Genomic DNA, 9,592 nt, shown 5'->3' on the forward strand with positions numbered 1-9,592 from the left:
TTTTGCCTACTTTTCTTTGCGGCGGCAAAGAAAAGTAGGTGCCGCCCAGCACAGGGGCAACGCTAGCAAACCAGAAGAAAATCGCGGACGCCAGCGGCACGCCAGGCAAACCAAACCCAAAACCCAAACCAAACACCAAAACCAAACCATGGTCTACCCGCGTTGCCCCCCACGCCCCCCGTGCTCTATCCTGAGCCCACACGCACCAGCGTGACCGCACAGCCGACCCTGGGGCCACGACCAATGACCACCTACCGCGAGTTCCACCGCCGCTCGATCGATTCCCCCGAAGATTTCTGGCAGGAACAAGCCAGGCGCATCCACTGGCACACCCCATTCGATACCGTTCTCGACCGCTCTACCCCGCCCTTCGCGCGCTGGTTCGTCGGCGGAAAAACGAATCTCTGCCATAACGCCGTCGATCGCCATCTCGCGGAACGCGCACAACAGAACGCGCTCGTCTATATCTCGACGGAAACGGGCATCGAGCGCCGCTACACCTACGCGGAACTCCACGCCGAAGTGAACCGCATGGCCGCCGTGATGCGCTCGCTCGGCGTCAAGCGCAGCGATCGCGTGCTCATCTATCTGCCCATGATCCCCGAAGCGGTGTTCGCGATGCTCGCCTGTGCGCGCCTCGGGGCGATTCACTCGGTCGTGTTCGGCGGCTTCGCGGCGCCCAATCTGGCCGCGCGTATCGACGATGCCAAACCCGCGCTGATCGTCACCGCCGACGCCGGCGCGCGCGCCGGCAAAGTGATCGACTACACGCCGCTCGTCGATGAAGCCATGTCGCGCGCCACGCACAAGACGCCGAAGGTGCTGCTGATCGACCGGCAACTCGCGCCCGAGCGGCTAAGTGCGCCGTATCTCGTCGCCTATGAGCCATTGCGCGAACAGTTCTTCGACGCCCATGTGCAATGCGAATGGCTCGAATCGACGGAGCCTTCGTATGTGCTCTACACGTCCGGCACGACGGGCAAGCCCAAAGGCGTGCAGCGCGATGTCGGCGGCTATGCCGTGGCGCTCGCGGCATCGATGGAATACATCTTCCAGGGCAAAGCGGGCGACACGATGTTCACCGCCTCCGACGTCGGCTGGGTGGTCGGCCACAGCTATATCGTCTACGCGCCGCTGATCGCCGGCCTCACCACCGTCATGTACGAAGGCACGCCCATCCGGCCCGATGGCGGCATCTGGTGGCGGCTCGTCGAGCAGCACAAGATCAATCTGATGTTCACCGCGCCGACGGCTATCCGCGTGCTGAAGAAGCAAGACCCCGCGCTGCTCAAGCAAGCCGATCTGTCCAGCCTGCGCACGCTGTTCCTCGCGGGCGAACCGCTCGATGAACCCACCGCTTCATGGATCGCCGATGCCATCGGCAAGCCCGTCGTCGACAACTTCTGGCAGACCGAAACCGGCTGGCCGATTCTCGCGATCCAGCGCGGCGTCGAGGCGTTGCCGCAAAAGCTCGGCTCGCCGGGCGTGCCCTGCTATGGCTACGATCTCACGCTGCGCAACGAGCACACGGGCGAGCCGTGTGCACCCGGCGAGAAAGGTGTGATCACGCTCGGCTATCCGTTGCCGCCCGGCTGCATGTCGACCGTGTGGGGCGACGATGCGCGCTTCGTCAAAACCTACTGGGAAAGCGTCCCGGAGCATCAGGTTTATTCGACCTTCGATTGGGGCATTCAGGACGAAGACGGCTACGTGACGATCCTCGGGCGCACCGACGACGTGATCAACGTCGCGGGCCATCGGCTCGGCACGCGTGAGATCGAAGAGGCGTTGTCGTCGCACAAGGCGGTCGCCGAAGTGGCCGTGGTCGGCGTGACGGATCAGGTGAAGGGTCAGGCGGCGCTGGCGTTCGTCGTGGTGCGTGACGCGGGCGCATACGAATCCGATGATGCGCGCGCAAAGCTGTCCGCCGAACTCTGTGCGACCGTCGACCGCCATCTCGGCGCGATCGCGCGGCCCGCGCATGTGGTCGTAGTGTCGATGCTGCCGAAAACGCGCTCCGGCAAGCTGCTGCGCCGCGCGATTGCGGCGCTCGCGGAAGGACGCGATCCCGGCGATCTGCCGACTATCGAAGATCCGTCGGCCTTGCAGCAGATTCGCGAGGCGGTTGCCGCGACGCTCAGCGAGAAGTAAGCCTGTGAGGAACGGCGCGCCTCAACCGCGCGCCGACAGAAAGCGCCTGAGAATCCCGCTCGAATACGTGCCCGCGATCTCGTGCAGAAACGTCACGAACGATGCGGGCGCATGCGCGTCCGCCGTATCGGAAATGGTCCGGACGATCGCGCACGGCACGTTGTACTCATAGCACACCTGCGCGATGGCCGCGCCTTCCATCTCGACGGCGAGCGCATCGGGCAACGCGGCGCGCAACAGATCCACAGCCACCGAACTCGCGACAAACTGATCGCCGCTGATGATCAGCCCGCGATGCACCGAAGGCCGCGCTTCCGTCAGAAAACGCTGCGACAGCGCCTCGCCCTCTTCTTCGATAAAGCGCTCGCAGGCATCGGCCAATGAAGCCGTCAAGGGTGCATCGGCGGTGAAGCGCGACACGCCGAGCAACGGCACTTCGAAGCGCGGAAACAGCGGCGACGCATCCAGGTCGTGCTGCATCAAGGTCTCGGCCACGACGATATCGCCGATCCGCACCGTCGGCCCGACGCCGCCTGCCACGCCCGTGAACACGACCGCCTCAACATCGAACGCGTGAATCAGCGCGCTCACCGTCGCTGCTGCCGCGACCTTGCCGACGCGCGCCAGCGTCACGACGCACGGCGCGCCGTGCACGCTGCCAACGTGATAGTCCCGCTTGCCCAGCGTGACGGTTTCGACGGCGCCTTCGGCGCGCATCGCGGCGACGAGATCGCCGAGTTCCTCGGGCAATGCCGCCATCACGCCAAGCGGGCGGCGCGCAATCGGTGCTTCCAAAGTTGCCTCAGACTGCAGCGCGCTCATTCGACCGCCTGCAGTTTGGCAACCGCCAACGCGAGCCACTTCTCGCCGTGACGCTTGAACTTGACCTGCGCCTTCGCGTCGGCGCCACCGCCTTCGAGCGCGGGGATCGTGCCTTCGCCGAACTTGGTGTGGAACACCTGCTGGCCAACGCGGAAGCCCGTATCCGCCGCGCGCTGCTCATTTGCGAACGCGGGCAGCGGCGCGGACGTCGTCGCATAGCTCTCGCGACCGCCGCCAAAGCCCTGCTGCTTCTGACGGTCCGGTCGGGAGAACCAGTCGCGGCCCCAGCCTGCGTTGTCGGAACGGCCGCCCCAGCGCGCGCCCGCTTCGACCTTCGGCGTGAGCCATTTGAGCGTTTCCTGCGGCAACTCGTCGAAGAACCGCGAGCGGATGTTGTAGCGCGTCTGGCCGTGCAGCATCCGGCTCTGAGCGAACGACAGATACAGCCGCTCCTTCGCACGCGTGATCGCGACGTACATCAGACGGCGCTCTTCTTCGAGACCATCCGATTCCATCGCGCTGTTTTCATGCGGGAATAGGCCTTCTTCCAGGCCGGTGATGAACACCGCCGTGAATTCGAGACCCTTCGCCGCGTGCACCGTCATCAGTTGCACGGCTTCCTGGCCGGCTTGCGCCTGGTTGTCACCCGCTTCCAGCGAGGCATGCGACAGGAAGCCCGCGAGCGGCGTCATGGTGTCGGGGTTCTGCGCGGGATCGGCGGGATTGGCGGCATCGAGCACCTCGACGCCGGGATCGTCCGTCGCGACGACCAGTTCGGGTGCCGAGGTCGCGCCCGGACGCAGCGGAATCGAGCGCGCGGGCGTGTCGAGGCCGTAGCCTTCTTCGCTGACAAACGCAGTGGCCGCGTTCACCAGTTCCTGCAAGTTCTCCAGCCGCTCCTGCCCTTCGCGCTCGTTCTGATAGAACTCGGACAGGCTGCTCGCGCGCACCACGTATTCGACGGTTTCCGGCAGGCTCATCTGCGCCGTTTCCGCGCGCATCTTCGCGATCAGGTTCGCGAAGCCGCCGAGGCTCGTGCCTGCCTTGCCCGTCACGTAAGGAATCGCCGCCGCCATCGAGCAGTTGTACAGACGCGCCGCATCCGCCAGTTGCTCGATCGAGCGCGCGCCGATGCCGCGCGTCGGGAAATTGACCACGCGCACAAACGCGGTATCGTCGTTCGGATTGTCGATCAGCCGCAGATAGGCGAGCGCGTGCTTCACTTCCTGCCGCTCGAAGAAGCGCAAACCGCCATACACGCGATACGGAATGCCCACGTTCACCAGCGTATGTTCGATCGTGCGCGACTGCGCGTTGCTCCGGTACAGCACGGCGATTTCGCTGCGCGACGCGCCCGTGGCGATCAGATCGCGGATCTCCTCGACGATCCAGCCCGCTTCCTGCGAATCCGTCGTCGCCTCGTAGACGCGCACCGGCTCGCCGTGACCGGCATCCGTGCGCAGGTTCTTGCCGAGACGCCGCGAGTTGTTCGAGATCAGCGTGTTGGCGGCATCGAGAATATGGCCGTGCGAGCGGTAGTTCTGCTCCAGCTTGATCAGATGCCGGACCTTGAACTCCTGCTCGAAGTCGCGCATGTTGCCGACGTTCGCGCCGCGGAACGCATAGATGGACTGGTCGTCGTCACCGACCGCGAAGATCGCGTTGTGCTCGCCCGCCAGCAGCTTCAGCCACGCGTACTGCAGCTTGTTGGTGTCCTGGAACTCGTCGACGAGAATGTGCCGGAAGCGCGCCTGATAGTGCGCACGCAGCGGCGGGTTGTACGACAGCAGTTCGTAGCAGCGCAGCAGCAGTTCGGGGAAATCGACCACGCCTTCGCGCTGGCATTGCTGGTCGTACGCCTGGTACAGCTCGACGAACTTCTGGTTGTAGTTGTCGGAGACATCCACATCCTTCGGACGCAGCCCCTGCTCTTTCGCGTTGTTGATGAAGTACTGCAGGTTCTTCGGCGGATATTTCTCGTCGTCGATATTCAGACCCTTCATCAGGCGCTTGATCGCGGAAAGCTGGTCGGACGTGTCGAGAATCTGGAAGGTCTGCGGCAGGCCCGCGTCGCGGTAATGGGCGCGCAGCATCCGGTTACACAGGCCGTGGAACGTGCCGATCCACATGCCGCGTGTGTCGATGGGCAAGAGCGCCTGCAGGCGCGACATCATTTCGCGCGCGGCCTTGTTCGTGAAGGTGACGCCGAGAATGGTCGGCGGCGAGGCGAGACCCTGCTGGATCAGCCACGCGATCCGCGTGATCAGCACGCGCGTCTTGCCGCTGCCTGCGCCAGCCAGAATGAGCGCCGGTTCGTTCGGCAACGTAACGGCGGCGTGTTGTTCGGGGTTCAGGTTCGCGAGCAGTTCGGGCATGGATGACGGAGAGAGACAGCGGTTGCGGCGGGTGGTCCGTCATTATAAGACCGTGAGGCCAACTGCCTGAGGCGGCTGCTCGCGCGCCTGCGTGCGGCCCCGATTCCGCCAGGCGCGGCCCGCCGCGCGCGCATCCCTTTATAATTCAAGGTTTCAGGCATCTTTCCACGCATTTTCCGGCAGATTTTGACGATGACGACAAGCGACAGCACGCTGGCCAAGAGTTTCGAGCCGCAGACGATCGAGGCCCAATGGGGCCCCGAATGGGAAAAACGCGGCTACGCCGCGCCGGCGTTCGAGGCAGGCCGCAAGAATTTCTCGATCCAGTTGCCGCCGCCCAACGTCACGGGCACGCTGCACATGGGCCACGCGTTCAACCAGACCATCATGGACGGCCTGACGCGCTACCACCGCATGCTCGGCGAAAACACGCTGTGGGTGCCGGGTACGGACCACGCGGGCATCGCGACGCAGATCGTGGTCGAGCGCCAGCTGGACGCGCAAGGGGTGTCGCGCCATGACCTCGGCCGCGAGAAATTCACCGAACGCGTGTGGGAATGGAAGCAGCAGTCCGGCTCGACCATTACGGGCCAGGTGCGCCGTCTGGGCGCGTCGATCGACTGGTCGCGCGAATACTTCACGATGGACGACAAGATGTCGGCCGCCGTGCGCGACGTGTTCGTGCGTCTGTATGAACAGGGCCTGATCTATCGCGGCAAGCGCCTCGTGAACTGGGACCCGGTGCTGCTCACGGCCGTGTCGGACCTCGAAGTGGTCAGCGAGGAAGAAAACGGCAGCCTGTGGCACATCCAGTATCCGCTCGTGGACGGCTCGGGCCATCTGACGGTCGCCACGACGCGCCCGGAAACCATGCTCGGCGACGTCGCCCTGATGGTTCACCCGGAAGACGAGCGCTACGCGAAGCTGATCGGCCAGATGGTCAAGCTGCCGCTGACGGACCGCGAAATCCCCATCATCGCGGATGACTACGTGGATCGCGAATTCGGCACGGGCGTCGTGAAGGTCACGCCTGCGCACGATTTCAACGACTATCAGGTCGGCCAGCGCCACAAGCTGCCGCAGATCGAAATCCTCACGCTCGACGCGAAGATCAACGACAACGCGCCCGAAAAGTACCGCGGCATGGACCGCTTCGACGCACGCAAGCTGGTCGTGGCCGATCTCGAAGCAATCGGGGCGCTCGAATCCGTCAAGCCGCACAAGCTGATGGTGCCGCGCGGCGACCGCACGGGCGTCGTGATCGAGCCGATGCTGACGGACCAGTGGTTCGTCGCGATGAGCAAGCCGGCGCCGGAAGGCACGTTCAATCCCGGCAAGTCGATCGCTGAAACGGCGTTGGACGTGGTCCGCAGCGGCGAAATCAAGTTCGTGCCGGAAAACTGGACGACCACGTATTACCAGTGGCTCGAGAACATTCAGGACTGGTGTATCTCGCGTCAATTGTGGTGGGGCCACCAGATTCCCGCGTGGTACGGCGAAAACGGCGAAATCTTCGTCGCGAAGACGGAAGAAGAAGCGCGCGCCAAGGCCGACGCCGCCGGCTACAAGGGCGCACTCAAGCGCGACGAAGACGTGCTCGACACGTGGTTCTCGTCGGCGCTGGTGCCGTTCTCGTCGCTTGGCTGGCCGAACGAAACGCCGGAACTGCAGGCGTTCCTGCCGTCGTCGGTGCTGGTAACGGGCTTCGACATCATCTTCTTCTGGGTCGCGCGCATGGTCATGATGACCACGCACTTCACCGGCAAGGTGCCGTTCGACACGGTCTATGTGCACGGTCTCGTGCGCGATGCCGAAGGCCAGAAGATGTCGAAGAGCAAGGGCAACACGCTCGACCCGATCGATATCGTCGACGGCATCGGTCTCGACGCGCTGGTCGCCAAGCGCACCACGGGCCTGATGAACCCGAAGCAGGCCGCCACCATCGAAAAGAAGACGCGCAAGGAATTCCCCGACGGCATTCCCGCGTTCGGCACGGATGCGCTGCGCTTCACGATGGCGTCGATGGCGACGCTCGGCCGCAATGTCAATTTCGACCTGGCGCGCTGCGAAGGCTACCGCAACTTCTGCAACAAGCTGTGGAACGCCACGCGCTTCGTGCTGATGAACTGCGAAGGCCACGACTGCGGCTTCGCGAATCCGGGCGCCTGCAAGCCGGGCGATTGCGGCCCCGGCGGCTATACGCACTTCTCGGACGCGGACCGCTGGATCGTGTCGCTGCTTCAGCGCGTCGAAGCGGAAGTCGAAAAGGGCTTTGCCGACTATCGTTTTGACAATGTGGCGAACGCCCTATACAAGTTCGTATGGGACGAATACTGTGACTGGTATCTCGAACTGGCGAAGGTGCAGATCCAGACGGGCACGCCCGAGCAGCAGCGCGCTACGCGCCGCACACTGCTGCGTGTGCTCGAAACGGTGCTGCGGCTCGCGCATCCCGTGATTCCTTTCATTACGGAAGCGTTGTGGCAGAAGGTGGCGCCGCTCGCGGCGAAGTACCCGGAAGGCAAGTCGGAAGGCGAAGCGTCGATCATGACGCAGCCCTACCCGATCGCCGAAGCGGGCAAGATCGACGAAGCGGCCGAGCAATGGGCTGCCGACCTGAAAGCCGTGATCGACGCGTGCCGGAACCTGCGCGGCGAGATGAACCTGTCGCCGGCGACGAAGGTGCCGTTGCTGGTGACGGGCAATTCGGAGCGTCTGACGTCGTTTGCACCTTACGCGCAGGCGTTGGCGCGTTTGTCCGAAGTGCAGATCATCGCCGACGAAGCCACGCTGGATGCGCAGGCACATGGCGCGCCAATTGCTATCGTAGGAACGGACAAGCTCGTGCTGAAGGTGGAGATCGACGTCGCTGCCGAGCGCGAGCGTCTGTCAAAAGAGATTGCGAGGTTGAACGCGGAAGTTTCGAAATGTAACGCCAAGCTCCAAAACGAGAGTTTTGTTGCAAAAGCGCCGCCCGCGGTCGTTGAGCAGGAGCAAAAAAGGCTGGCAGAATACCAGACCACGATTGGCAAGCTGACCGCACAACTGTCGCCCTTGCCTGCCTGATCGATTGCTGCATGCGTGCCGAGCCACCCGGTGCCGGCGCGCATCCCAAACCAGAGGACGCAGGGTACACACATGCTAAAAGTTACAAAGGCGGTCTTTCCGGTCGCGGGTCTTGGCACCCGCTTCCTCCCTGCCACCAAGGCCAGCCCGAAGGAGATGCTGCCGATCGTCGACAAGCCGCTGATCCAGTATGCGGTCGAAGAGGCGATGGCAGCCGGCATTACGGAAATGATCTTCGTGACGGGCCGCAGCAAGCGCGCAATCGAGGATCACTTCGACAAATCGTACGAAATCGAGGCGGAACTGGAAGCACGCGGCAAGGCGAAGCTGCTGGAACTGGTGCGCAGCATCAAGCCGAGCCATGTGGACTGCTTCTATGTACGTCAGCCGGAAGCGCTTGGTCTGGGCCACGCGGTGCTGTGTGCGGAGAAGCTGGTTGGCGACAACCCGTTTGCCGTGATCCTCGCCGATGACTTGCTGTACGGCAAGCCGCCTGTGATGCAGCAGATGATCGAGGTATTCGATCACTATCACAGCTCGGTGATCGGCGTTGAAGAGATTCCGCCGGCGGAGACGAAGTCGTACGGGATTGTCGACGGCAAGGAATGGGAAGACGCCATCATCAAGATGTCGGGCATCGTCGAGAAGCCGGCGCCGGAAGTTGCGCCTTCAAACCTTGGCGTGGTTGGGCGCTATGTGTTGAAGCCGCGCATTTTCGATCATATTCGTGCGCTGAAGCCGGGTGCAGGCGGCGAGTTGCAGCTTACCGATGCGATTCAGTCGCTGCTCGCTGATGAGCAGGTTCTGGCTTATAAGTATCACGGGACCCGGTTTGATTGCGGTAGCAAGTTGGGGTATCTGAAGGCTACTGTTGAGTTTGCCTTGCGGCATCCGGAAGTGGCTGCGGATTTTGAGGAGTATCTGCGGACGCGGTCGCCTGTGTTGGAAGGGTAAAGGTTTTTTTGTCTGCGACGCGGGGGCTGTCTTGATGGCGGTGTCCCGCGTTTTTGTTTTTGCTTTTGTTTTTGTTTTTGTAGTTGTGCTGGCGTCCGCGATTTGCTTCTGGTTTGCTAGCGTTGCCCCTGTGCGGGGCGGCACCTACTTTTCTTTGCCGCCGCAAAGAAAAGTAGGCAAAAGAAAGCGGGCTAACACCGCCCACTCCGGTCACTGCCTGCGGG

General features: G+C 63.2%; 6 protein-coding genes. 4 read left to right on the top strand and 2 right to left on the bottom strand.

The window, feature by feature from the left end:
- Nucleotides 1-243 precede the first annotated feature (243 nt).
- Nucleotides 244-2,151 carry a propionate--CoA ligase gene (locus DK391_RS42985; RefSeq protein WP_109484093.1) on the top strand — a complete coding sequence of 636 codons (1,908 nt, stop codon included), beginning with the start codon at nt 244-246 and terminating at the stop codon, nt 2,149-2,151.
- 21 nt (nt 2,152-2,172) lie between these two features.
- On the opposite strand, the gene DK391_RS42990 is transcribed toward DK391_RS42985, so the two are convergent.
- Together DK391_RS42990 and DK391_RS42995 are read right to left on the bottom strand one after the other, a co-directional pair.
- Nucleotides 2,173-2,973, bottom strand: coding sequence for a 5'-methylthioadenosine/adenosylhomocysteine nucleosidase (locus DK391_RS42990; protein ID WP_109484094.1), 801 nt, complete (start codon nt 2,971-2,973; stop codon nt 2,173-2,175).
- Nucleotides 2,970-5,348, bottom strand: coding sequence for a UvrD-helicase domain-containing protein (locus tag DK391_RS42995; protein WP_109484095.1), 2,379 nt, complete (start codon nt 5,346-5,348; stop codon nt 2,970-2,972). Before DK391_RS42995 ends, DK391_RS42990 begins: the two co-directional genes overlap by 4 nt.
- A 192-nt stretch (nt 5,349-5,540) precedes the next feature.
- Between DK391_RS42995 and DK391_RS43000 the strand changes: the two genes are divergently transcribed.
- From DK391_RS43000 to DK391_RS45145, 3 genes are all read left to right on the top strand, one after another.
- Nucleotides 5,541-8,414 carry a valine--tRNA ligase gene (locus tag DK391_RS43000; RefSeq protein WP_109484096.1) on the top strand — a complete coding sequence of 958 codons (2,874 nt, stop codon included), beginning with the start codon at nt 5,541-5,543 and terminating at the stop codon, nt 8,412-8,414.
- 72 nt (nt 8,415-8,486) lie between these two features.
- Nucleotides 8,487-9,368, top strand: a complete 882-nt coding sequence (gene galU / locus DK391_RS43005; RefSeq protein ID WP_109484097.1) for a UTP--glucose-1-phosphate uridylyltransferase GalU — start codon at nt 8,487-8,489, stop codon at nt 9,366-9,368.
- Nucleotides 9,369-9,402: 34 nt separating this feature from the next.
- Nucleotides 9,403-9,592: hypothetical protein (locus DK391_RS45145; RefSeq protein WP_204117542.1), on the top strand; the 190-nt coding region annotated here is incomplete at its 3' end.

This window comes from Paraburkholderia sp. C35, assembly GCF_003121405.1.
In the GTDB taxonomy this organism is placed as follows: Bacteria; Pseudomonadota; Gammaproteobacteria; order Burkholderiales; family Burkholderiaceae; genus Paraburkholderia.